Origin of the sequence: Acinetobacter sp. YH1901141 (assembly GCF_013416935.1) — a bacterium.
Classification (GTDB): domain Bacteria; phylum Pseudomonadota; class Gammaproteobacteria; order Pseudomonadales; family Moraxellaceae; genus Acinetobacter; species Acinetobacter towneri.
This window is the reverse complement of the sequence record NZ_VPEY01000001.1, coordinates 1-22604: the sequence shown is the minus strand read 5'-3', so window position 1 is coordinate 22604 and position 22604 is coordinate 1. Positions and strand designations below refer to the sequence as shown.

Here is a 22604-nt window from a genome sequence, read left to right as displayed (position 1 = left end):
ATGCCAAAACTCCTCAAGTACTCAATGATGTTGAATATCCAAAAGATTTAGGTTGAGTCCGCTGCTTACTTTAAAGTCTATTTTTTATCTCAGATCAGGTTCAGCCATGAGTTCACGCCAAGCACTTGATGCAAAAGCCAGCAGTATGATGCTAATTTTGTGTGTTTTTTGGGGTTTGCAACAAGTGGTGCTAAAAGTTGCTGCGGCAGATATTTCACCCTTGATGCAATTGGCACTGCGTTCAGGCTTGTCTGCTGTGATGGTGTTGCCTTTGTTATTGCTTGCAAGAAATACTCAATGGGCTTCGACTGAATATCTGCCTGCAGGCATATTGGTGGGTATTTTATTTGCCGCAGAATTTTTTATGTTAGGGCAGGCGATTCAATATACTTCTGCGTCGCATGTGGTGGTTTTACTATATACCGCGCCTATTTTTGTGGCTTTAGCGTTGCATTGGAAACTACCTGCAGAGCGTTTATCTCGCTTGCAATGGGGCGGGATTCTGTTGTCTTTTGCTGGCATAGCGGTGACTTTTTTATGGCGTGATACTGTGCAACAAGAGAGCCACCAAAACTTCAGCCAGATGCTTTTTGGCGATTTACTTGCGCTGAGTGCAGGCATACTTTGGGCAGCCACAACTGTTGCGGTACGTCTAAGTCGTTTATCGGAAGCCCCTGCAACACAAACTTTGTTTTACCAATTGATGGGTGGTTTTTTGATTTTACTGCCGATGGCATGGTGGATGGGACAGGCTGAAATTCATTGGACAGCCTTAGCCATAGGCAGTTTGATTTTTCATGCGGTATTGATTTCGTTTATTAGCTATCTCGCTTGGTTTTGGTTGCTGAAACAATATTTAGCATCCAGTTTAGGCGTGTTTTCATTTTTAACGCCATTATTTGGCGTATTGTTTGGTGTATGGTTGTTGAATGAAAGCTTGAGCCAAAGTTTTATGATTGGGGCTGTTTTGGTCATGCTGGGGGTGTTGATGGTGAATGCTCAATGTTGGTTTAAACATAAAACCCAAGTACTAAAAAGAAAATAAGTATTTGCAGCTTTTCCATGAACTTGAGCAAGACTCAACATCAGCAATGTTGTCATGTAAAAATCATCTTCAAATAACCTAGTAGCTCAATACGGGTTTAAATTTGAAGATGGGTGATATTTAAAATCTAGCGAGCGCGTACAAGATTATTTTTCTTCAAAAATCTTAGAGAGCGGAATCGACAATTTGGCAGCCAAATAGTCATCGGTTTCACTGAGTACGGGGCCAAGTTTTTGCATCCATTCATCATCAGGATAGACATTGGCCAAGTCCTGACGACGTGGCAATGAATACGGTAGCTGTGAATAAAAACTCCAAAAATCTACCTGAGATAAATTGCGCACCAAAACAAATTCATCATTTTCAGTACGTTTAATTAAATTTTGTTGTTCTAGCATCAGCACATAAGACGGCCAGCGCCCAATTTCATTACGTCCCAATACATCTAAGGCTTCAGTTTCAGTGACACTTTCTCCGCGCATTTGTTTTTTGTAAAACAATTCCAGTAAGTCCAATAGCATGAGCAGCGGATGGCATTTTTTTTCGCGACTGGCTTCAAAAGCGGTCAAGGCATAACTAATTTCAACACCTAACAGCACAATATTCCAAGACAGGAAAATCCACAGTAAGAAAATAGGTACGGCAGCAAAAGCACCATAAATAATTTCATAACTGGTGAAGTTGGACATAATAAAACCAAACAGGTTTTTCAAAAATTCAAATACAACAGCACTGAAAACCCCCGCAATTAATGCGGCTTTAATAGGTACACTGCGGTTGGGAATGGTCCAATTCAGAATAAAAAAACCTAAAATGGTTAGGGCAAATGAAATCAGCCATAAAATAAATGCGCCATTGAGTTCATAACCTGCAAAGTTATTACTCAGCACATTCATAGATGCCAAAGTTGAGGAAATGACAAAAGCACTGCCCAGTAAAATAGGGCCTAATGAGATAATGGTCCAGTAACGCATAAAACCCATAATGCCGCCACGGGTTTCCTTAACCCGCCAAATTCGGTTAAACACAGTTTCAATACTGGTCAGCATCATCACCGTGGTCACGAATAAAAACAAAATCCCGATGACGGTTAAGTTGCTAGATTTGTCGGTAAAGGCATTTAAGGCTTTATCAAAGGCGATGGTGGTTTTAGGTAAAAAGTTGCTGTAAATCAGTTGTTGTAATTGTTGCCGTGCAGGTTCGAGTGCCTTAATGGATGAGATGATCACCAAAAATACGGTGAGCATAGGTACAACGGCAAACAGGGTAGTGTAGGTTAAAGAGCCTGCTTGTTCACGGCAGCGATCTGCTTCAAAGCGACGCAGCACAAATAAGACAAATTGAAACCATTGTTTGTCATAAAAAGGCAGTTTCTTTAAATACTCAACGATCATACAGTGGCTGTCTCAACTTTTTTAATCATCTTTATCTGTTTTCATGGTTAAGCTTAACCAAAAAAGCAGCAAAATACCGTATAGTTTTCATTTTTAGTCTGATTTCTTAGCATGATGCAAGCATATATTCTGGTTTTGTACTTTAGTAAATATGGTTCTACCAAAGAAATGGCACATTTAATTGCCAACGGGGTAGAGGCTAGTGGCATGCCCGTTAAAATTAGAACTGTGCCAAATATCTCGACCGTGGTGCAACAAGCCGAGCCAAGTATTCCTGCCGAAGGTGATATTTATTGTACTTTGGATGACTTGGCCAATTGTGCAGGTTTGGCTTTAGGTTCACCTACACGTTTTGGCAATATGGCATCTGAAATGAAATATTTCTGGGATCAAACCACTAGTCTGTGGCTGAATGGCGCATTGCACAATAAACCTGCCTGCGTTTTTACCTCATCGGGTTCGATGCATGGTGGACAGGAAAGTACCTTATTGACCATGTTGCCGCCATTGTTTCACCACGGAATGATGATTATGGGATTGCATAATGCGCATCCTGCTTTATCAAATACCAAAACGGGCGGTACGCCGTATGGTGCAACGCATGTGAGCGGCCCGCGCCACGATCAGGCTTTGAGTCAGGATGAAAAAATCCTTTGTGAAGCGCAAGGACAACGCCTAGGTGAAATGGTAAAAAAATTACAGGGCATGTGAGATTCTTTCTTTAATTAAGATGAAGCGTAAAATGTGGATATCGTTTTACGCTTTTATCTTTTGTACTTGAATTCGATTGGCTTATGTAGCATTGAGCGTGCTAAAAAATAAGTTCACTTTTCACCTAAAATCACCATTTGCAGTGATATTCAGTTTTTCTCTTTTCACGTCTAATAACCGCTTTAAAAGCAGAGTTTTCTGTCACGGTTCACGCAGCATATTTTTTGCTGCTATTGCGTTATGTGCCAGTCATTTAGAATGACTAAATTTCCTGTCCCATGCCTTATATCAGCTAAAAAACCTTGCGAGATATATCTCTCATGCCGCAAACATAGACGAATTGTCAACAGACCCTAATGTATTGAGCACAACGGACTGCTGTAAAAATGAGAGATTGAGGAAAGTGAAAATGAATAAGTGGATGCTGATTGGGTTAGGTCTAATGAGTTTAGGGTGTTCATGGTCGAGTGTTGCAGCGACTGAAATTGTGCATAGTCTGAGTTTTTCAGAAGAACAACGTATTGAAAAACAACCTGCGGAAGCACAGTATTTAGCGGCACAAAAAACTGTGATGACTTCTGCAAGCAGCACTGCAAAATAAAAAGATGCAATCAAAAAGTGCTGCAATGTGCAGCACTTTTTTTGAAATTGATTTAGGGTTACTTAGAGTTGCTTGGCTGTTTCAACTTTTCTTTAAAGCGGTGTTTACATTTGAGGCATTGAAAATCTAGAAAAATATTCTGATCAACAATTACACCTGCTTTTTTACCAAAGCGATGCCCAAGAAAACCACCTGTGATTCCCACGCTAATTGCCCCGACAAATGTTCCAATGGTGCCGCCCATAATCACGCCCAATGGCCCTGCGGCTGTACCAATTGCCGCACCAATAGAAGCTCCCGAAGCTGCGCCGCCCACAGTACCTGCTGCTGTACCTGCAGAGCCTAATAACACGCCACCAATTTTTTGTAAGTTTTGTTGATGGTTGCGTTTTTCAACTTGAGTTGAACCACATTTCGGACAGGTGATACTGTGTTGCATCAACGGATTGTCTTGTGTCATGACTGTAAATTGCCTTATGCTCATGCCGCATGCATCAATGCACGCAGACGATCTAAAAAGTGCTGTCTAGAGCTGCAATCAGAAAAACTAGACTGCTGAATCACTGTTATTTCAAGTGCAGAATGGCGTAGCGCGGCTATTTTGTAAATTCAATATATGTAAATGAGTTGTTTAAGTTTAAAAAAAGCATAAAAAAAAGAGCGCCTAAGCACTCTTTGATCATCGGGTTTAAATGATGAACCAACATCAGTTTTAATCGACCTTAATCGCGTACAAATTCAACTGTACCGTTTGCCAAAGACTTTACTCGTGCCAATGATTCAACGCGATAGCCTTTTTCAAGCAATAATTCACGACCCGGCTGGAATGACTTTTCAATCACAATCCCAATACCCACGACTTCTGCATTGGCTTGATGGATTAAATCTGCTAAACCGAGTGCAGCTTGACCATTTGCCAAAAAGTCATCAATCACCAAGACTTTGTCGCTAGCGCTAATATGTTTGTTTGAAATGGCAATCGTGCTTTCAGTTTGCTTGGTAAATGAAAATACTTTAGAGCGGTATAAATCATCTTTTAAGGTTAAAGATTGATATTTACGTGCAAAAATTACAGGTACACCAAGCTCTAAACCTGCCATCACAGCTGGTGCAATGCCAGAAGCTTCGATGGTAATAATTTTGGTGATGCCTGCATCTTTAAACAAACGCGCAAATTCTTGACCAATTTGCTGCATCATCACAGGGTCAATTTGATGGTTTAAGAAAGAGTCGACTTTTAGAACCGCTTCAGATAGAACGATACCTTCGGCTAAAATTTTCTGTTCTAGTGCATGCACGGGAGAATCCTCAAGAGCAGGTGCTTTTCAAAGCAAAAGCGTATTTTAAAAAGCACTTGAAAAAATGCAAGAACAATTTACCAAATGGTGAATAACTGCCAAGCTTTGCTCAGTAGTTATATTCTAAATTAGTTGGTCGGGCCTTTATAGCCTGTGAGTAATAATCCATAAGACTTGTCTTTGTCTTGGTGGGTAACTTTGACAGGCAAGTAGTCAAGTTTTGGTGCCAACCAGAAAATCGTATCACGGTTTGGTTTGTTGTGTTTCAGCACCACTTTAATGGTATCAAAAGTACCATAACTGGTTTTGATTTTTTCTGAACCTTGCTTAATAAAGCGACGTGATTCCACCTCTTTATTATCGGCAATATAGTAGCTCGATTTTAAACCGCCACTTTTTAAGTCTTCACGGATTTGCAGTTCCGCATTCAACTCATCCAACACGCCCGCTTTCCACGCAAAAGAACGGGTGTCGCTGTCCTTTTTGGTGTTAATGGTTTTCGCCGAAGGATTGAAGTTAATACTCATGGTGTTGTTATGCACCAAAATCTTACTGCTGCGGCTAAAGCTAGATGAGCCAATTTTGCCATTATTAAAACTAAAACGGCTAGTTTCTGTAGCAGAGGCAATCACGCCTGCTTTGGCAGCAAACACATAACTCCATTGGTTACCTGTTTGGCTTAAAGTACGTGTTGCAGAACCTAAGTTTTTACCATTGTAGTTAAATTGATAACTGGCTTGGAAAGGACTCATGGCAAATGTTTGGCTAGAGAAACCAGCCAAAAACAGTGCTGTAGACACACCGGCTGCCATACCCATTTTTTTCAATACATGATTTGCCATTGCTGAGATATTTCCTCTGTATGTAGGGAGATGCAATTTGCTTGCTTGTTGCCATTATACGCGTTGAATATGAAGAGAAAATTAGGAATTATGCGGCTTGTGTAGTTTTCCTGTATGTATTCTCTTCTAAAGTTTCAGCTTAGCTTTATTTTTGTTTCAGCGGTGTGACTTGCGTATCTGCAAGAGATTCTTCCACATCTTCTAGTCTTTCTTCAGACATTTTGCGGAACAACGCCGTTAAATTGACGTTGCCAGTGAGCACCAATTCCGCTTCACGTAATACCGCATGATTCACATGAACTTTGCTGAGTGTGTCAATGATAGAGCGGCTTTTGCCCAACCAGCGATTTAAATCTAAATGCAGCAAATCATCTTTGACTTTAATGACTTTGAGTTTTTCTAAAATCATGCCTAAAGGGTCATCATTGCGTATTTTTTGATAGTAAAATAAAGCGCACTTCACAGCGATTTTATGCAAAAAACTTGGATAACTTGCTTCAATCACCTGCGTGTCACTAATTTGTTCAAACACAATCAGCTGAGTATCTTTATTCAATTCCATCTGTACTAATTTTAAATCGACAGACAGAGTGATGTTCAAGCCGTTGTAATCTAGGGTTGCATAAAGACGTAACCAGTCGTCGTGTAAGTCTGCGTGCAGATCTTGCAACATTTTCACATTATCGGTCACAAAGCGCTGAAAAGTCGCATTTAAGAAGACCTGAGATAATGGAAATTCACGTTCATCCTCAATAAATCCTTCCGCTTTTTGGTACACTTGACGGATACGTTGAGAGATATTGGTGATCAGGGTTTGCATACGGCCGTCCAAGTCGTTCATTCATTCTTTACAGATACAAATATTTTGTCGAATTGTATTAAAAATACAGGCATAGAAGCTTGCAGTTTAGCAAAATAAGTTGCACCATTTTTAAGATTTTAAGGCTCAGTAGTCAGCTTTTTGATGAACTTCGCAGTTTTGCAGAAAAGCAAAAACTGAGCAAAGTAATATGCTCTTTAGTTTATACCGCATTTGGCGGCTTGGGGAATCAGACGTTTTGTCGGATTAATGTGATGCTAAAAAAAATTCAATTGATGCCTTCTACGCAAGATTGGTGGAAAGATCCTATTTTTGCTGCAGCGTTGCTGGTGGCTGCTGTATTGCACGCATTAATTTTGGCCGTGCAGTTTGCTGCACCGCAACAAAGCGATGCTGCGGTCAAAGAGATTGCGGTATCGGTACGCATGAGCGATGCAAAAGTTGAAGATGCAGATTTCTTAGCCCAAGCCGATCAGCAAGGTTCAGGTACGTTCCGTGAAGAACATCGCATGTCGAGTGATATGCCTGCACCCATGACTGAACAAAGTGCAGGGGAGCAGCAATTGGAAAGTTTAGAGCGTATGCAGCAACAGCGTGAATTAAACTTTGAAGAAAAAGTATTGATGACCACGCTCAGTTGGCAAAAACAGGCTGCAGAAAATCAGCGCAAAAAAGCCATGCAGGAGTTGAATAGCCAATTCCAAGCTAAGGCTGCCATGGTCGCCAGTATTGAAGCGCAATATTTACAACGCCAACAAAATTTTAGCCGTCAGCAAAAAATTAAAACCATCGATGGGATTCAGGCCAAGCAAGACAACACCGCTGGTTATATGGAAAAATTCCGTCAAAAAGTCGAATTTTATGGTAACCGTTATTATCCAGAACAAGCCAAAGCACAGAATTTGGCAGGCGAAGTACGTTTAATGGTGATTTTGAACAACAATGGTGGGATTCGTGCCATTCGTTTAATTGAAAGTTCAGGACATGCCATGCTAGATGAAGCAGCCAAAGCTTCGGTGCGTAAAGCCGCACCTTTTGGTGCATTTGATGCCAAAATGAAAGATATTTCTGAATTGCGGATTGTACGGACGTGGCGTTTTGACCCTGCTGAAGCTGAGTTTGAGGTGCGCTAGTTTTTCCCTCTCTCTGGCTCTCTCCCAAAGGGAGAGAGGACTTTGTGGACAAGTAACAAGAATCTACTCTCTGCTTTACGCAGCAATGTTCGTCTGGTATTTAGCAATCATGGGACTCTAATGAATGTTCTCCCTCCCATTGGGAGGGAGTAGTTTTAAACAAAAAAGCGAGCCTTAGCCCGCTATTTTTATGATTTTCTAAAACTTAAAATTCAATCTCTTTCCATGTATGGATTATCCAAACCCAACTTGGCAAGAATCTCAACTTCTAAAGCTTCCATTTCTTCGGCATCCTCATCTGAGGTTTCATGATCATAGCCCATAAGGTGCAGCGTGCCATGTACTAGCATGTGAGTGAAATGCGCTAATGGTGTTTTGGCTTGTTCTGCAGCTTCCTGTAAAACCACAGGAATACAAATTACCAAATCCCCAATAGGGAAGCTCGGCAAAACTTGTGCCATTTCATCGGGTAAATCGCTTGGGAAAGACAAGACGTTGGTAGATTTGTCTTTTTTGCGATATTCCAGATTGAGCTTGTGACTTTCGGCATGATCGACACAGGCAATTCCAATTTCACAATCACTTTGGGTGTCTATATGTCTTAAAGTGGTTTCGACTACTTTTTTCAGATAGGCACGTTTTAACACCAGCTCAGGCGCTTGAATATCCTGTTGCAGGCTGAGACTTAATTTCAAAATGAATCCTTAATACTTCAGTAGGTTGCAGAGCGCACAGCGATTAGTGCTGTGCATCTGCTGCGGCATCATTTTCCGCAATTAATGCTTCCTGGCGCGCTTTACGTTCTGCACGCGCTTCGGCACTTAAACGCTGTTGCTCATTGTCCCAGCCTTCATAGGCTTCAACAATTTTCTGAACCAGCTGGTGACGCACGACATCACGAGAATGGAAACGAGTAATATGAATTTCAGGGATTTTATCAATCACACGTAAGGCATGTGCCAGACCAGACTGCTGACCACGTGGTAAATCCACCTGAGTCACATCACCGGTAATCACTGCACGTGAACCAAACCCTAAACGGGTCAGGAACATCTTCATCTGTTCAGGCGTGGTGTTCTGGGCTTCATCCAAAATCACAAAAGAGTGGTTGAGGGTACGACCACGCATATACGCCAGTGGTGCAACTTCAATCACTTGACGTTCAATCAGCTTAGCAACTTTTTCAAAGCCGAGCATTTCATACAGGGCATCATAAAGGGGACGCAAATACGGGTCAATTTTCTGGGTTAAATCACCCGGTAAGAAGCCCAGTTTTTCACCCGCTTCAACCGCAGGGCGCACCAATAGAATCCGCTGGATTTCATTGCGTTCCAACATATCTACGGCAGCGGCAACAGCCAAATAGGTTTTACCCGTACCTGCAGGGCCAATACCAAATGAAATATCACTTTGCAAAATACGTTGCACATAACGCTTTTGGTTGGCACCGCGTGGATTAATGCGCCCTTTGCGGGTTTGCAACCAAACAGCATCCAATCCAGTATGCTCTTGCCCATCATCCGATTGTAATTCACGGTCAGTCTGACTGCCCTGAATCATCATGTGGAGCGTGTCTGCACTAATTTGTGCAGAGCTTTCCGCTTCTTCATGCAGGCGTTGCAAGAGCGTTTCGGCTCGTTCAACTGCATCAATTTCCCCATCTATAAAAAAGGCGTCACCACGATGGGAAATTTGGACGTCTAGGCGTTGTTCGATTTGTTTCAAATGTCCGTTATAAGCACCGAGCATGCTTTTTAAACGTTCCATTGAAATACCAGGAAAAGTTACTGTACGTCGAATCGCTGCAGTCAAGAGAATTCCTTAATCTGTTATTGGACTTTAGCTCTTACATTACGCCACGTCAGGCTCAAGATTCAAGAGTTCACCATAAACTAAATTCAAAGTTTTAATCTCGGTAATCTCAATCTCCGCAAAGCGTCCGACCCAAGCAGGGTCACCAATAAATGTTACTAAACGTGTATTGTCTGCTGTGCCGACCAAAATGTTCGGATCTTTATCAGAAACATTTTCAATCAGGACACGTTGCACCGTACCCAGCATGGCATCGGTCTTATCAATACTCGATTGTTTGATCCATTGTTGGACTTTGGCCAAACGCTCTTTTTTCACATCTTCAGGTGTGGTGTCTTCAAGTTCAGATGCAGGCGTACCTGGACGTTTTGAATAGATGAAACTGTACGAGTGGTCAAAATCCATCTCTTGAATAAACTGATAAGTTTCTTCAAAGTTTTGATCGGTTTCACCAGGGAAGCCAATAATAAAATCGCTAGATAAATGCATATCTGGGCGCACTTTACGTAATTTGGCAATCTTGTCGATATACACATCAATAGTGTGGTTACGCTTCATGGCTTGTAGCACATCGTTCGAACCACTTTGTACAGGTAAGTGTAAATGCGACACCATTTGCGGTAAATCACGGTAGCATTGAATTAAATCATCATTAAATTCAAGTGGGTGCGATGTAGTGTAACGAATACGGCCAATGCCAGGCACTTCGGCAACCAAACGCAGTAAATCTGCGAAAGTACAAATTTTGCCGTCAAAAGTCTCACCACGGTAACCATTCACGTTTTGACCGAGCAAGCTAATTTCACGCACGCCTTTTTCAGCCAAAGTCGCAATTTCAGCCAATACGTCGTCTAAAGGACGTGAAACTTCTTCACCACGGGTATATGGCACGACACAGAATGAGCAGTATTTTGAACAGCCTTCCATAATCGAGACAAAGGCTTTAAAACCTTCAACACGTGGCTCAGGCAAAAAGTCGAATTTTTCGATGTCTGGGAAAGAAATATCCACCAGTTTGATTTTTTCTTTCTTTGGTTTTTCGACCTGATCGTGGTGTTGATCAAGCATTTGCGGTAAACGGTGTAAGGTTTGTGGACCAAAAATCATATCCACATACGGGGCACGCTTTTGAATGTTGTCGCCTTCCTGAGAAGCGACGCAACCGCCTACGCCAATCACCAAATCAGGATTTTTTTCTTTCAGCTTACGCCAGCGACCTAATTCAGAAAACACCTTTTCCTGCGCTTTTTCACGAATCGAACAGGTATTCATGAGCAGAATATCGGCATCAGCAGGGTTGCTGGTCAGTACATAGCCGTGAGAATCGCCTAAAAGGTCTGCCATACGGTGACTGTCATACTCATTCATCTGACACCCTTGCGTTTCGATATACAGTTTTTTGACTGAACCGTCGGCTGGGGTGTGCTGTGGCTGGGTAACAGTGTTTTCTGAGGCAGCTTGGGCACCATTGGGGATGAAGGTTTGAACCGTCATGTAGGCTCCTAAGAGATAGTTCACTAAATCGTTTATAAAAATAAACGTCATTAGACAAAAGAAAGGCGCATATTTTAGCAGGAATTCACGCTAAACTGACAGCCTTAAATCAGCACAACAGCTGATTGAAATATGAAGAAATTTGTTTGAACATGAGTTGTAAGATTAATAGTGTCTAATCAGAAGGTTACATAACAGAACACAACTGTGGTTCTAGACTAATTAAACTAAACCTAAAGATGAGATGCGGACCTCGAGGCGGAAGTAAATGACCGAAAGCAAGCGAATGCTACAAATGATGAAACAAAATAATAATTTAGCTAAAAAGCTTGCTTTGAGCCTTGTTTCATTTGCAGTCATGGCTAGTACGCATGCGGCAAATGAACAGTTCAATGATGCGTTACGTGCCGCCAATTCAGGTGATGTCGATTTATTGCAGCAGTATCAATACGCCATGCAAAATGATGTTTTGGGCTACTATCCTGAATACTGGGCATTGAACACCAATTTGGGCATGCAACCTGCCAGTGCAATTGTTCAGTTTGCACAGCGCCATCCACAATCAGCGATGGCAGAAAAACTCGCAGCCGATTACATCGAAGAAAAAGTGAAACAGGCCGATTTTAGCAGTGCACAACCTGTGCTTGCCTATGTGAGTAATGCTGATCAGGCCGAAAGCTGTGCCATGGCACAAGTTCGTACCCGTTCGGGTGATCCTTTGGTGGTCGCGGAATTTAAAGATGTTTGGTTGACCACGAACTCACAACCTGAATCTTGTACAGGTCTAGGTCGAATGATGCTCTCTAGTCCAATTATGACTCAGCAAGATAAACAGCAACGCTTATGGGCACAATTGCGTGCAGGGCAGTCAGGGCTCGCTTTAGCGACTGCGCAAAGTTTAGGTATGAATATCAGTTTGGCACAATTGAACAGCATTCAAGCCAATCCACTGAATTATTTGTGGTCTGCGCCTAAAGCAAGCAACGAAGACCATGCCTATCTTATTTATGCGATCGGACGTTTAGCCGATAGCGATTTAGACTCGGCACTTTCTTCACTAAAACGCAGTGCAGAAGGTGCGCCAGAATCGGTACAAAAAGCCTTGTATCGTGCTGTGGGATATATTGGCGGCACTACAGTCATGAAAAACAATTTTAAGCGTGAAGTGTTAAGTGCCTTAGACGCCAGTTATGGCTTACCTTTTAGTCCCGAAGAAGCAGAAATTTATGCCCGTCAGGCGATTCGTTTTGGCGCATGGGAAAGTGTGATTCGTGCTGTAGACAGCATGAGTGTGACTCAAAAACAGGAAGATCGTTGGCAATATTGGTTGGCACGTGCTTCAGAACAACGCAATGATGCAGCGTCGAAACGTAGTGCACAAAATATTTATAAAAAATTGGCGCAGGGTGATGATTATCACAACTTGTTGGCAAAAGATCGTCTTGGGCAAACCTACAACACGATTCCTGCGAATACGCAACCAAGTACCAATGACTTACAGCGTTTGAATCAAGATATTCACTTTAACCGTGCCTTTACTTTGCGTGAAATTAATGCACCTGCCAATTATGTCAACCGTGAATGGAACTGGGCGGTACGTCAGGCGTATTTAAGACAGGATGATGGTTTGATTTTAGCAGCGGCTAAGCGTGCAACCGATATGGGTTGGTATGATCGTGCCATTTATGCAGCAGATCGTACTGTGAATAAGCACAACTATAGTTACCGTTATGCTATGCCACATCGTAATTATGTTGTGAGCCACAGTCAAAATGCAGGTATTGACCCTGCTTGGGCTTATGGTTTGATGCGTCAAGAAAGCCGTTTTAATACTACTGCACGTTCGCATGTAGGTGCAGGTGGACTCATGCAAATTATGCCAGACACGGCACGTTTGGTTGCACGACAAATGGGTGAAACTTATAATCCTGCTGCACTCAGTGACATGAATACCAACATCCGCTACGGTACATTTTATTTGTCGACCATTCAGCGACAATTAAGCAATAGCCCTGTGCTGGCCACAGCAGGATACAACGCCGGGCCAAATCGTGCACGCCGTTGGCAGCCAGAGTTTCAGCAAATTGCGGCAGACCAATATACTGAAAGCATTCCTTTGTTGGAAACACGTGACTATGTCAAGCATGTCATGACCAATGCCACGCACTATGGTGTGCTGTTGGGGCAGGGTGGACAATCAATGAGTAGCCGTATGCAACATATTCCATCTCGGAATACACCTTAGGAAAATGTTACAAGTGATACAGTTAGATGATCATGCGTGTTGATATATAGATGCGTGAGTCATTGGGTGTATAAGAATTTAGGGGGCTGAAGCATTGAAAATGTGGATGAGTACAGTTTTACAGCCAATTCAAGTTACATTGCTCGGTTTGAGTGGTACAGCTTTGGTTTTGTGTACGCAAAATACATTTTCTGCCCCCGTGCAAGGCTATGTGATGTCCGTGCAAATGACGCCCGCCGTGTGTTTAATCGATTCGAGCAAAAGCAAAAAGCGTAAATGTTTAGAAGGTTACTCACTGAATATTGAGGGTTTATATCCCGAAGTAGCCACGCGTGAATGTAGCACCCATTCATCGGCAAAGTTACCGCCGCTACAAGCGAAGGTAGTGGCGCGAGTCATGCCTGATGAAGCTGCACGGATACAATTGTGGCAAGGTATTGGCGGCTGTGTGCCCATGAATGCCAGTCAGTATTTTCGCATGATTATTAATAATGCAGATCGGATGAACGTGCCTTCGGTATTGACAGGCCAAGACACGCAGACGGTGCAATTGTCACAACTACGGAGTTTGTTTCTCAAGTCCAATTCAGGTATGTCATCAAAAAGCGTGCATTTTCAGTGCTCTAACCATCAAGGTAAAAGTTATTTAACTGAAATCAAAATTTGTTATAACACCGCAGGACGCTATAAGCAGTGCGGTGCAGCGATTGAATCAAATTGCCCGAATCAGTTTGTCATTAAAGGTTCTTACTAGTTTGCTAGGTGACTGTAATTTCTGAATTTTAAGCTTTTTGAGAAATTTTATTCATATTTTCTATCAGACTTTTGTGGAATTTGATGCGCTTTTGCATGCATCCGCTGAATGATTGGAGTACAATCTTTCGCGTTTATGATTATTAAGATTAGATAGAACAGCTATTTAATCGCATTGACTATCCTCTCAATTGGAGATAATTACATGAAGCAACCTGTTCGCGTTGCCGTTACTGGCGCTGCTGGTCAAATTGGTTACAGCCTATTATTCCGTATCGCTAGCGGTGAAATGTTGGGTAAAGACCAACCAGTTATCCTTCAATTATTAGAAGTTCCTTTTGAGAAAGCTCAAGCTGCGCTTAAAGGCGTAATGATGGAACTTGACGACTGTGCTTTCCCATTATTGGCTGGCATGATCGGTACTGATGATCCTAAAGTGGCATTTAAAGATGCTGACTACGCGTTATTGGTTGGTTCTCGTCCACGTGGTCCTGGTATGGAGCGTGCTGACCTTCTTAAAGTAAACGGTGAAATCTTTATTGGTCAAGGTCAAGCACTTAACGAAGTTGCTAGCCGTGATGTTAAAGTTCTAGTTGTTGGTAACCCAGCGAACACGAATGCTTACATCGCAATGAAATCTGCTCCAGATCTTCCAGCGAAAAACTTCACAGCAATGTTACGTCTTGACCACAACCGCGCGTTAACTCAACTTGCTCAAAAAGCTGGCGTTGCTGTTTCTGACATCAAAACAATGACAGTTTGGGGTAACCACTCTCCAACAATGTATGCTGACTACCGTTTTGCAACTGCAAATGGAGAAAGCTTAAAAGACAAAATCAACGATGCTGAATGGAACAAAGACGTATTCCTTCCTACAGTTGGTAAGCGTGGCGCTGCGATCATCGAAGCACGTGGTTTATCTTCTGCTGCATCTGCTGCAAACGCTGCAATTGACCACATGCGTGATTGGGCGCTTGGCACAAACGGCGAATGGGTAACTATGGGTATTCCTTCTGACGGTTCTTACGGTATTCCTGAAGGCGTAATGTTCGGTTTCCCTGTAACTTGCGAAAATGGCGAATACAAAATCGTTCAAGGTCTTGAAATCGACGAGTTCAGCCGTGAGCGTATCAACTTCACGTTAAACGAACTTGAAGAAGAACGCGCAGCAATTGCTGACATGATTAAATAATTTAATCTGCTAGATTAAGTTAAAACTCCTTCGGGAGTGATGCCAGTCAACCTAAAAGTTGACTGGCATTTTTTTTGCGCTTGATTTTATCTTTGCAATTAAAAGCCTATCATCAGCTAAGCTCATATTGCTTATCAAATATCAGAATGGATAAGCGACTATAAAATAGGTCGATTGACCTGCACGGTAGGGGAAATTGCTTAGAATACGCGGGTTTCCTTTTTCAAATCTTCTCTCTGTCATGTCAAGTTATTGTTGCAAGTGCCCATAGATCGAATGTTTCGGTTTGGGTGGCTTTTATCTTACTTGTTGTCGGTACTATCGGCGCCTATCAAATCGTGGGTCTAAATCAAGCACTGTTATTTTTAATTGGTGGTGCTTTGGGGATGACGTTGTATCACGCCTCTTTTGGTTTTACTTCTAGCTGGCGTGTGTTTATTAAAGAACGTCGTGGTCGTGGTTTGCGGGCTCAAATGATTATGCTGGGCTTGGCGGTGTTGTTGTTCTTTCCTGCTTTAGGTGCAGGTGAGTTGTTTGGCAATCCCGTCAAGGGCAATGTCAATCCTGTGTCGATGTCGGTCATGATTGGTGCTTTTATTTTTGGTATTGGCATGCAGTTGGGGGGGGGCTGTGCATCGGGTACGCTATACACGGTAGGCGGTGGCAGTGCGCGTATGTTGGTTACGCTATTTTTCTTCTGCTTAGGTTCACTGATTGCCACTTCGCATTTAGATTGGTGGTTTAATCTGCCGCATTTGGCGCCAATCTCGATTGTCGAAAGTTTTGGGGTGATTCCTGCACTTATTCTAAGCTTTGTTATTTTTGCTGTGATTGCTGCCGCAACCGTGTTTTTTGAAAAGAAACGTCATGGCAGTTTAGAAGTCGAGCCGCAAAGTCAGTACCATGGTTGGAAGCGTTTCCTCAAAGGTCCTTGGCCGTTAATTTGGGGTGGGCTTATTTTAACGCTGCTGAATTTTGCTACCTTGGTATTGGCTGGTCGTCCGTGGGGCGTGACTTCTGCGCTTGCAGTTTGGGCTGCAAAAGTTGCTGTTTTTGCGGGTGTAGATGTAAGCGCTTGGGATTATTGGCAGCAGTCAGGCAATGCTAAAGCATTGGCAAATTCATTGTGGCATGACATCACCTCTATGATGAATTTTGGCATTATGTTGGGTGCATTGCTTGCTGCAAGTTTGGCTGGAAAATTTGCCCCGAACTTTAATATTCCACGCCGTTCACTGGTTGCGGCTGTTATAGGTGGCTTATTACTTGGTTATGGTGCACGTTTGGCCTACGGTTGTAACATTGGCGCATACTTTAGCGGAATTGCTTCGGGCAGTGTGCATGGTTGGTTATGGCTAGTATTTGCATTTATGGGGAATGCCATTGGTGTGAAATTGCGCCCAATCTTCTTTCCAAATGAAAAGCCACAGCCTGAAAAACTAACAGGTTGCTAACTTTTAATTTAAGTAGATGAAAGCCAGTCGGTTTACATTGACTGGCTTTTTTGTTGCCTGTCATCGTGTTAAGAATATTGAGTGGGATGCTTTAGGTATATCGCATCGTACAAAAAATAACATGCTGCAACTCGGCTGCTGCTGAATTGCGGCTCGAAGCAGGTTAAGGTCATTAAAAGTACAAGACGAATCAAAGGAGGATGCCATGTTTGACCAACAACCGACTTTAGAACTGTTATTTCAACAATTGGGTCTAGATGCTGACGATGCAGCAATTGATCAATTTATTCGTGAGCATCAATTACCTGCAGAAACCAAATTACACTGTGCCGAGTTTTGGACGGAAGGGCAGCGCCAATTTTTGCAAAGCCATTGGAAAAAAGATGATGATTGGGCCATTGTGATTGAAACCTTAAATGAGCAATTACATAGTGATCAACATCCGAGTGTTTAATCGGTATTTAAGTTAAAAGTTTTTAAGTTAAATCAAATACTTTTCATCTAAAAAGCGCCAGTAAACTGCGTGCTCACAAAAAGATACAACAAACCCAGTCGGAAGACTGGGTTTTTTATACAAAGTGTTATAAGTTGGTTGAATAAGGAATTACAACGAAACTAATAAAAGGGGGCAAGGTGCTCATGCAAAATACTCCATCATTAGCCATGTTATTCAGCCAACTCGGTTTAGCCAGCAGCCCTGCAGCCATTGAACTGTATGTACGTACGCATCAATTACCTGCACATATTAATTTACATGAAGCGCCGTTTTGGAATAAATCACAACGTGAATTTTTAATCAGTCATTTGGTACAAGACGATGATTGGGCCATTTGGATTGATGAACTCAATCAACAATTGCATTTAGATGCTTATCGTTTACAAGCTGTTTAGGTTTAAGTCATCGTCATATTTAATATGTTTTCATTAAAAACGCCTCAGAACGAGGCGTTTTTTTAATGCATTCTGCTTTTGAGAATTTGTTTAAACCAGACTTCGGTTTGATAGGCGTTAAAGGCAGGGTGAATTTGTAAGAGTTCCAAATCAAATTCGGCAGTTTTACTGTACTTGCCTAACCAGTGGCGACACAGTGCACTTTCATTTTTACTGGCGCTGGCATAAGCCAAGAAAAAGAAAATATCTCCATGTGCATAATGAGTCATGGCTTTTAAAATTTGTTGGGTAATTAAGGCGTATTTTGCATCGCGGGTCAGCTCAAAATACATCATATAGGCTTTGGCCAAATGCAAAGACAAATTGATATATAACGTCACTGGCATTTCTTCAAATTCAACCCGACCTTGTTCTAACAGCACAATGGCTTCTTGCAAAAAGTAAATCTGTTCTTGGCGTAACTCGCTCAAACTCACCAATTGTAAGCGTAAATCGGCACGTTCTAATGCCAATTCAGGCGTATTGCCTTGTAAAAAAAGTTGGTCGGTTTCCCCAATACGTTGAATAAGCTGTTGAGTCGAGTTGCGCATGGGTGAATTCCTGATAGCAATATTTGCTCTACATCGGGGCAAATTTACAGTTTTAAAGCCAATAGTCTGAAAAATGCGGTCTGTTTTTACCAAAGTTGATTGCCGCTGCGTAGCCATGCGGTAATGGAAAGACGTTGCTGTGTCGCAGGCAAAACTTCGTGCAATAAATCACTTTGGAAAATTGCAATCCGATTTGGGCGTGGTTCTATAATTTGCCATGCTCCATGTTTGTCTTGTAAACGTAGTTGTCCACCCCAATCTGTCTGCCATTCAGGGTGTAAATAATAGACAGCAGAAATCACCCGATCATTTTTTTGTTGTGGGTTATCGCGGTGCAAGGCATAAAAAGAACCTGCTTGGTAGCTGGCAAAATGCGCTTCGACCTCACGGATCCCTAAATAAAATGCCTGATTGAATTGTTCGGCCAAAGTCAAAAGGGTTTGGGTATGTTGTTGTGCAATGCTTAAATTTTCGTGAATCCATAAAATATGATCACTGCGAATTTTGCTGACCACACCATTTTGAATGGCTGCTTCACGAAATTGATCTAAATTTTGACTACACTCTGCGAGAACTTGTTGTTGATATTCAGGTGAATAGGCATCATCCAACATGGCAAAACCATGCAAATCTAAATCTTCAAGAATTTGATCAATATTCCAAGATTTTGGAAGCAGTGTGGCGTCCATAAAATAGATACTCAGACAAAATGCAAGACAAGCTGATTATTTTAGAGGAATACAAGCTCCTGAATGAAACTTTTTTTCATGCTAAAATGTCGGTTGATTTTAGGAATGAACCAAACATGAATTATCGTCACCATTTCCATGCGGGCAACTTTGCCGATGTCATGAAGCATGTTTTATTGCTGCAAATTCTGACACGTTTAAATGCCAAAGATAAACCTTATCGCTATGTCGATACACATGGCGGTGCGGGTAAATATGACTTATCTTTAGCACCTGCACAAAAATCGGGCGAATTTTTAAATGGTATTCATCGTTTAGTGAAACTAGATGATTCAATCAAACGTCAGGCACCAGAAGGCGTACAGCAGTATTTAAAACTGGTTGAAGCAATGCGTGAAAAGGATGGGCAAGGTGCATATCCCGGTTCGCCATGGTTTGCTTTACAAGGTATGCGTGACATCGACAAAGCAACTATTTTTGAAATGCAGCGCGATGTATTCCAGCAATTGCGTCATAACATTCGTGACAAACGCGCAGGTTTACATGAGCGTGATGCTTACGAAGGTTTATTGGGCGTCATTCCACCAAAAGAAAAACGCGGTTTGGTGATGATTGATCCACCGTATGAATTGGAACGTAAAGATTTCCCTCAGTTGGTTGAATTATTGGCAGCTGCACATAAAAAATGGCCAACAGGCGTATTTGCGGTGTGGTATCCAATTAAAGACCGCGCCATGATTGAACGTTTTGAAAAGAAAATGTTTAAAACAGGTATTCGCCGTCAACTCATTTGTGAAATTTGTGTGTGGCCTGACGATACTCCTGTGGGCTTAAACGGTTGTGGTTTATTGGTGATTAATCCACCATGGAAATTCTCTGAAGATGCAGATGAAGCCCTGCAATGGTTGTTCCCGCACTTGCGTATGCAAGAACATGGTGGACATGCTGCAGTGCGTTGGTTAGTTGGCGAATAAAAAATTTAAATAGACGTTCAGGTTACAGTTAGGACACAAAATAATGACAAACACATCCAAACCCGAAGGAGAATATAGTTCCCGTGATCTTGAGCATGACGGAATTACATTTGAAGTGGTGGAAGAAGAACATACCCGTGAAGGGCAAAAGGTGAAACGTCGTGGTATCTATCTGTGGCCAAACCTGATTACCACGGCAGCCTTGCTGTCGGGTTTTTACTCCATTATTGCCAGTATGAATGGCGAATTTAGCCAAGCGATTTATGCCATTTTTCTAGCAGCATTGTTTGATGGTTTAGATGGTCGTGTGGCACGTGCGATTGGTGCGCAAAGTCCATTTGGCGAACAGTTTGATTCATTATCCGATATGCTCGCCTTTGGTGTTGCACCTGCGATTTTGATGTATAGCTGGAGTTTGCATGATTTAGGTCGTATCGGCTTGGCGGCTTGCTTTGTTTATACGGCTTGTGCCGCATTCCGTTTGGCGCGTTTTAATGTGCAAATTGGTGTGGTCGATAAACGCTACTTTATTGGTGTTGCAAGTCCTTTGGCTGCGCTGATTATCGTGTCGCTGGTTTGGGTAGGACGGGATTTTCCTGAACTGTATGATATTCGTGAAATTGGTCTACAAATCCTCAATGCTGTGATTATTATTGCAGTAGGATTGTTGATGATTTCCAATATTAAATATTATTCATTTAAAACCTTTGATCGTAAGCGTGTGCCGTTTTTTGTATTGCCAATCGCAGTATTTATCCTTGCAGCCATGACTTATAATATTCCTGTTGGAATTTTAGTGATTTCAATTATTTATGCACTTTCAGGTTTTGTGACCACTTTTATGGCAAGAAAAAATGCAGTGAGTTAATTAAGCTTTCATAAAAGCATCAACTCACAAGGAGTTTGATATGCAGCTGTTTCAAGATTTTCTCGATCGTTCCAAACAACTCAATCAAACTCCTGCGGCAACCGCCAAACTGCCTTATCACGCCCCAAAACATCATTATAAATTTATCTATCAGGGCTTAATTCTTCCTAATTTGCCTGCACCCTTACATTATCTCAACTTTATTGGTTTATTGGGCAGCCTAAATACCGCAATGCTGCGCCCTGAAAATGTGATTACAACCTCAGCTTTAGACACAGCCAGTATTCTTTGTAGTAGCAGCCCACACATGGTGGGGCAGTCCAATCATTATTCAATACAACATGATTGCGTATTTACTGCAGAGTATTTTCAGTTTGCCAATAAAGAGCGCATTACTGGACACTTTCCGCAATTTCATATTCAACGTGAAGATAGCGAACTTAGCTTTGATTTAAAGATCACCACAAGCTCTACAATTTCATATTTCACTAAATTGCGAATGAATTTGGCAGAACATTGGTCTTTGCTGTGTCAGTGTCAGGGAAGTGTACGCTATAAAGATCAGCATTTTCAGATTGAGCAATTGGGTAGTTTTGAGTTTGCCCGCTCAATCCAGTTTCCTTATTTCGCTGTGGCATTTTTTTGCTATCAAGTGATTAATCTGAATCATCAGCAACAAATGATATTGCTACAAAGTCGTGATGTGTTGAATCGAATTTTGCAATCTCGAATCTATCTGCGAAATGCGAACACGGAGCAAACTCGGGTATTTGATGGGCAAGTACAATTTAATATTCAACGGGTTTATCCAAAAGTAAAAACGCCAACAGGTCAGTGTATGTATTTGCCACGTGAGTTTGAATGGCGTTATCAAGATGAAGATGGCACCTCAATTCATTTACAGGCGCAGAGTCGTGGTGATTTTAAATTTGGGGCTGCAGCAGGTTATGTCGGAAGTTTTCAATATCAGTTGGCTATAAATGGAGATCAACAACAAGGAGAAGGAGGCTATTGTGAATATATCGACTGCCGCGCACTGAAATGGCAGGAACATGATCAGCCAGAAAAAATGCCAGATGTAGTTATGAATCCTGAACCTTTTATGATCAAGAAAAAGAAATAAACAGTATTTTGTGGAAAAGTGAAGTATTTTGCTGAATAAATAACCGTTTGGATTAAAAAACTCATAAAACTTAAAAAGAGGGGTTGCAAGGCGAAATATTTCACCTATAATGCACATCCATCGGCGGTGATGAAGATTAAAACTTCTGATAAAACAATGACTTGGTTAAGAATGATTGAGTTGGGTTTTAGAAAGAAAGTTTAAAATAATTTAAATTACCAGTTGACACTTTAGAAATAAAGCGTAATATAGTCGACCTAGCTTGATGCTGACGAAGCATTGAGAAGATCATTAAGAGATTATGAAGAACAACTTGTGTGGATTTTTACTGATTGATTAATCGAACATATTTCATTGATTGATTGGTTTAAATTACTCGAAGTTTATTTGAGCGAAATTTAAGTCAGAAAATTGATGAGCCAGATTTGGAAGTTTAGATTAAAACTTCAAAATGATTTTAACTGAAGAGTTTGATCATGGCTCAGATTGAACGCTGGCGGCAGGCTTAACACATGCAAGTCGAGCGGGCAAGGTTGCTTCGGTAACTGAGCTAGCGGCGGACGGGTGAGTAATGCTTAGGAATCTGCCTATTAGTGGGGGACAACATTCCGAAAGGGATGCTAATACCGCATACGTCCTACGGGAGAAAGCAGGGGCTCTTTATGACCTTGCGCT

23 protein-coding genes and 1 rRNA gene are annotated in these 22604 nt (G+C 41.8%); 14 read left to right on the top strand and 10 right to left on the bottom strand.

Annotation, left to right across the window (positions count from 1 at the left end; translation table 11 throughout):
• The first annotated feature begins 106 nt into the window (after positions 1–106).
• A complete protein-coding gene (locus FTV52_RS00120; protein ID WP_136144062.1) occupies positions 107–1045 on the top strand; it encodes a DMT family transporter in 939 nt (312 codons plus the stop codon).
• A 146-nt stretch (positions 1046–1191) separates the two neighbouring features.
• Here the strand turns inward: FTV52_RS00120 and FTV52_RS00115 are convergent, their stop codons facing one another.
• Complete coding sequence (locus FTV52_RS00115) at positions 1192–2439, bottom strand: YihY family inner membrane protein (protein ID WP_179989434.1); 1248 nt, start codon at positions 2437–2439, stop codon at positions 1192–1194.
• Between the two features lie 114 nt (positions 2440–2553).
• On the opposite strand from FTV52_RS00115, the gene wrbA reads away from it, so the two are divergent.
• A complete protein-coding gene (gene wrbA, locus FTV52_RS00110) occupies positions 2554–3150 on the top strand; it encodes an NAD(P)H:quinone oxidoreductase (RefSeq protein ID WP_026438329.1) in 597 nt (198 codons plus the stop codon).
• Positions 3151–3559: 409 nt separating this feature from the next.
• The gene (locus FTV52_RS00105; RefSeq protein WP_179989432.1) at positions 3560–3751 is read left to right on the top strand and encodes a hypothetical protein; all 192 of its coding nucleotides are present in this window, start codon (positions 3560–3562) and stop codon (positions 3749–3751) included.
• Positions 3752–3809: 58 nt separating this feature from the next.
• Here FTV52_RS00105 and FTV52_RS00100 read toward each other — a convergent pair whose 3' ends face one another.
• From FTV52_RS00100 to FTV52_RS00085, 4 genes are all read right to left on the bottom strand, one after another.
• Positions 3810–4211, bottom strand: coding sequence for a hypothetical protein (locus tag FTV52_RS00100; protein ID WP_179989430.1), 402 nt, complete (start codon positions 4209–4211; stop codon positions 3810–3812).
• Positions 4212–4473: 262 nt separating this feature from the next.
• Complete coding sequence (locus tag FTV52_RS00095) at positions 4474–5049, bottom strand: xanthine phosphoribosyltransferase (RefSeq protein WP_004976172.1); 576 nt, start codon at positions 5047–5049, stop codon at positions 4474–4476.
• 128 nt (positions 5050–5177) lie between these two features.
• Positions 5178–5891 (bottom strand): DUF3108 domain-containing protein, encoded by a 714-nt coding sequence (locus FTV52_RS00090; protein WP_004976176.1) that lies wholly within the window; start codon positions 5889–5891, stop codon positions 5178–5180.
• A gap of 145 nt (positions 5892–6036) precedes the next feature.
• Positions 6037–6711 (bottom strand): hypothetical protein, encoded by a 675-nt coding sequence (locus FTV52_RS00085; protein ID WP_004976182.1) that lies wholly within the window; start codon positions 6709–6711, stop codon positions 6037–6039.
• A gap of 275 nt (positions 6712–6986) precedes the next feature.
• Between FTV52_RS00085 and FTV52_RS00080 the strand changes: the two genes are divergently transcribed.
• Complete coding sequence (locus tag FTV52_RS00080) at positions 6987–7844, top strand: energy transducer TonB (RefSeq protein WP_171062604.1); 858 nt, start codon at positions 6987–6989, stop codon at positions 7842–7844.
• 212 nt (positions 7845–8056) lie between these two features.
• Here FTV52_RS00080 and ybeY read toward each other — a convergent pair whose 3' ends face one another.
• Genes ybeY through miaB form a run of 3 tightly spaced genes read right to left on the bottom strand, consistent with a single transcriptional unit; the run spans position 8057 to position 11150 of the window.
• Positions 8057–8539, bottom strand: coding sequence for an rRNA maturation RNase YbeY (ybeY, locus tag FTV52_RS00075; protein WP_004976192.1), 483 nt, complete (start codon positions 8537–8539; stop codon positions 8057–8059).
• Between the two features lie 43 nt (positions 8540–8582).
• Complete coding sequence (locus tag FTV52_RS00070; RefSeq protein WP_179989428.1) at positions 8583–9656, bottom strand: PhoH family protein; 1074 nt, start codon at positions 9654–9656, stop codon at positions 8583–8585.
• A gap of 39 nt (positions 9657–9695) precedes the next feature.
• Positions 9696–11150 (bottom strand): tRNA (N6-isopentenyl adenosine(37)-C2)-methylthiotransferase MiaB, encoded by a 1455-nt coding sequence (miaB, locus tag FTV52_RS00065; RefSeq protein WP_168418537.1) that lies wholly within the window; start codon positions 11148–11150, stop codon positions 9696–9698.
• Between the two features lie 358 nt (positions 11151–11508).
• Here miaB and FTV52_RS00060 point away from each other — a divergent pair, with 358 nt between their 5' ends.
• The 6 genes from FTV52_RS00060 (at position 11509) to FTV52_RS00035 (ending at position 17685) form a co-directional block, all read left to right on the top strand.
• Positions 11509–13395: a lytic transglycosylase domain-containing protein gene (locus FTV52_RS00060; protein ID WP_179989595.1), complete on the top strand. Its 1887-nt coding sequence runs from the start codon at positions 11509–11511 to the stop codon at positions 13393–13395.
• 106 nt (positions 13396–13501) lie between these two features.
• Positions 13502–14149 carry a ribonuclease I gene (locus FTV52_RS00055; RefSeq protein WP_179988453.1) on the top strand — a complete coding sequence of 216 codons (648 nt, stop codon included), beginning with the start codon at positions 13502–13504 and terminating at the stop codon, positions 14147–14149.
• A 204-nt stretch (positions 14150–14353) separates the two neighbouring features.
• The gene (locus FTV52_RS00050; protein ID WP_019836931.1) at positions 14354–15340 is read left to right on the top strand and encodes a malate dehydrogenase; all 987 of its coding nucleotides are present in this window, start codon (positions 14354–14356) and stop codon (positions 15338–15340) included.
• A gap of 236 nt (positions 15341–15576) precedes the next feature.
• Positions 15577–16794 carry a YeeE/YedE family protein gene (locus tag FTV52_RS00045; protein WP_179989593.1) on the top strand — a complete coding sequence of 406 codons (1218 nt, stop codon included), beginning with the start codon at positions 15577–15579 and terminating at the stop codon, positions 16792–16794.
• A gap of 205 nt (positions 16795–16999) precedes the next feature.
• Positions 17000–17248: a DUF2789 family protein gene (locus FTV52_RS00040; protein ID WP_096901745.1), complete on the top strand. Its 249-nt coding sequence runs from the start codon at positions 17000–17002 to the stop codon at positions 17246–17248.
• A 179-nt stretch (positions 17249–17427) separates the two neighbouring features.
• Positions 17428–17685 (top strand): DUF2789 family protein, encoded by a 258-nt coding sequence (locus FTV52_RS00035; RefSeq protein WP_026438086.1) that lies wholly within the window; start codon positions 17428–17430, stop codon positions 17683–17685.
• A 62-nt stretch (positions 17686–17747) separates the two neighbouring features.
• Here FTV52_RS00035 and FTV52_RS00030 read toward each other — a convergent pair whose 3' ends face one another.
• Both FTV52_RS00030 and FTV52_RS00025 read right to left on the bottom strand, forming a co-directional pair.
• Positions 17748–18275, bottom strand: coding sequence for a hypothetical protein (locus tag FTV52_RS00030; RefSeq protein ID WP_019836939.1), 528 nt, complete (start codon positions 18273–18275; stop codon positions 17748–17750).
• An 86-nt stretch (positions 18276–18361) separates the two neighbouring features.
• On the bottom strand, positions 18362–18964 hold the full coding sequence (locus FTV52_RS00025; RefSeq protein ID WP_104853047.1) for a 2OG-Fe(II) oxygenase: 603 nt from the start codon (positions 18962–18964) through the stop codon (positions 18362–18364).
• Positions 18965–19080: 116 nt separating this feature from the next.
• Here FTV52_RS00025 and FTV52_RS00020 point away from each other — a divergent pair, with 116 nt between their 5' ends.
• The 4 genes from FTV52_RS00020 to FTV52_RS00005 form a co-directional block, all read left to right on the top strand.
• On the top strand, positions 19081–19938 hold the full coding sequence (locus FTV52_RS00020) for a 23S rRNA (adenine(2030)-N(6))-methyltransferase RlmJ (protein ID WP_179989426.1): 858 nt from the start codon (positions 19081–19083) through the stop codon (positions 19936–19938).
• A 43-nt stretch (positions 19939–19981) separates the two neighbouring features.
• The gene (gene pssA / locus FTV52_RS00015; protein ID WP_004976213.1) at positions 19982–20806 is read left to right on the top strand and encodes a CDP-diacylglycerol--serine O-phosphatidyltransferase; all 825 of its coding nucleotides are present in this window, start codon (positions 19982–19984) and stop codon (positions 20804–20806) included.
• A 40-nt stretch (positions 20807–20846) separates the two neighbouring features.
• Entirely contained in the window at positions 20847–21929 is a 1083-nt protein-coding gene (locus FTV52_RS00010; protein ID WP_104853049.1) for a DUF6670 family protein, read from the top strand.
• 458 nt (positions 21930–22387) lie between these two features.
• Positions 22388–22604, top strand: a 16S ribosomal RNA gene (locus FTV52_RS00005); the annotation flags it as partial.

Excerpts from the sequence above, each read along its gene's own strand:
- FTV52_RS00120 (WP_136144062.1), top strand. The coding sequence starts at position 107 with ATGAGTTCACGCCAAGCACTTGATGCAAAAGCCAGCAGTATGATGCTA.
- FTV52_RS00115 (WP_179989434.1), bottom strand. The coding sequence starts at position 2,439 with ATGATCGTTGAGTATTTAAAGAAACTGCCTTTTTATGACAAACAATGG.
- wrbA (WP_026438329.1), top strand. The coding sequence starts at position 2,554 with ATGCAAGCATATATTCTGGTTTTGTACTTTAGTAAATATGGTTCTACC.
- FTV52_RS00105 (WP_179989432.1), top strand. The coding sequence starts at position 3,560 with ATGAATAAGTGGATGCTGATTGGGTTAGGTCTAATGAGTTTAGGGTGT.
- FTV52_RS00100 (WP_179989430.1), bottom strand. The coding sequence starts at position 4,211 with ATGACACAAGACAATCCGTTGATGCAACACAGTATCACCTGTCCGAAA.
- FTV52_RS00090 (WP_004976176.1), bottom strand. The coding sequence starts at position 5,891 with ATGGCAAATCATGTATTGAAAAAAATGGGTATGGCAGCCGGTGTGTCT.
- FTV52_RS00085 (WP_004976182.1), bottom strand. The coding sequence starts at position 6,711 with ATGCAAACCCTGATCACCAATATCTCTCAACGTATCCGTCAAGTGTAC.
- FTV52_RS00080 (WP_171062604.1), top strand. The coding sequence starts at position 6,987 with ATGCCTTCTACGCAAGATTGGTGGAAAGATCCTATTTTTGCTGCAGCG.
- miaB (WP_168418537.1), bottom strand. The coding sequence starts at position 11,150 with ATGACGGTTCAAACCTTCATCCCCAATGGTGCCCAAGCTGCCTCAGAA.
- FTV52_RS00060 (WP_179989595.1), top strand. The coding sequence starts at position 11,509 with ATGGCTAGTACGCATGCGGCAAATGAACAGTTCAATGATGCGTTACGT.
- FTV52_RS00055 (WP_179988453.1), top strand. The coding sequence starts at position 13,502 with ATGAGTACAGTTTTACAGCCAATTCAAGTTACATTGCTCGGTTTGAGT.
- FTV52_RS00050 (WP_019836931.1), top strand. The coding sequence starts at position 14,354 with ATGAAGCAACCTGTTCGCGTTGCCGTTACTGGCGCTGCTGGTCAAATT.
- FTV52_RS00040 (WP_096901745.1), top strand. The coding sequence starts at position 17,000 with ATGTTTGACCAACAACCGACTTTAGAACTGTTATTTCAACAATTGGGT.
- FTV52_RS00030 (WP_019836939.1), bottom strand. The coding sequence starts at position 18,275 with ATGCGCAACTCGACTCAACAGCTTATTCAACGTATTGGGGAAACCGAC.
- FTV52_RS00025 (WP_104853047.1), bottom strand. The coding sequence starts at position 18,964 with ATGGACGCCACACTGCTTCCAAAATCTTGGAATATTGATCAAATTCTT.
- FTV52_RS00020 (WP_179989426.1), top strand. The coding sequence starts at position 19,081 with ATGAATTATCGTCACCATTTCCATGCGGGCAACTTTGCCGATGTCATG.
- pssA (WP_004976213.1), top strand. The coding sequence starts at position 19,982 with ATGACAAACACATCCAAACCCGAAGGAGAATATAGTTCCCGTGATCTT.
- FTV52_RS00010 (WP_104853049.1), top strand. The coding sequence starts at position 20,847 with ATGCAGCTGTTTCAAGATTTTCTCGATCGTTCCAAACAACTCAATCAA.